The sequence below is a fragment of the Terrabacter sp. P5_B1 genome, assembly GCF_056400505.1.
Window position 1 is genome coordinate 1 of record NZ_JBFULD010000633.1, and the last position, 609, is coordinate 609.

Below are 609 nucleotides of genomic sequence, written 5' to 3' on the forward strand. Positions count from 1 at the left end.
GGTCGTCCCCGTCGAGGGACGGGTCGGCGGCGGAGGAGCGCCGGGACTGCCCCTTCCCGGCTGGGCCGTCGCGCTCCCCGAGGCCTACGCCGAGCGTCTGCGGCGCGGCGAGACCGGCGTCGTCGCGCGCGTCGAGCGGGGCTGCTGCCTCGTCGACCTGCGCTGCGTCCCGCCGGCCCGCGACCCCGACGTCGAGCGGGCCATCCTGGCGGTCCGCGGCGGCGACGACCCGAGCGGCCACTGACCGTGCACGTCATCGCGACCGCGGGGCACGTCGACCACGGCAAGTCCACCCTGGTGCGTGCGCTGACCGGGATCGAGCCCGACCGGTGGGCCGAGGAGCGCCGTCGCGGCATGACGATCGACCTCGGCTACGCCTGGACGACCTTGGCGTCGGGGGCGGACGTGGCCTTCGTCGACGTGCCCGGGCACCAGCGCTTCATCGGCAACATGCTCGCCGGGCTGGGCCCCGCGCCGGCTGTCCTGCTCGTCGTGGCGGCCGACGAGGGTTGGCGTCCCCAGTCGGCCGAGCACCTCGCTGCCGTCGACGCCCTGGGCATCTCGCGCGGCCTCGTCGTCGTGACACGCAGCGACCTCGCCGATCCGGGT

The 609-nt window shown here is 76.2% G+C and carries 1 protein-coding gene and 1 pseudogene; both read left to right on the plus strand.

The annotated features are described in order from the left end of the window. Nucleotides 1–244: pseudogene (locus AC1DP0_RS22535) on the plus strand (L-seryl-tRNA(Sec) selenium transferase); the annotation flags it as partial. A 2-nt stretch (nucleotides 245–246) separates the two neighbouring features. Continuing rightward, nucleotides 247–609 (plus strand): GTP-binding protein (locus tag AC1DP0_RS22540; protein WP_478088916.1); only part of this gene is annotated, 363 nt, incomplete at its 3' end.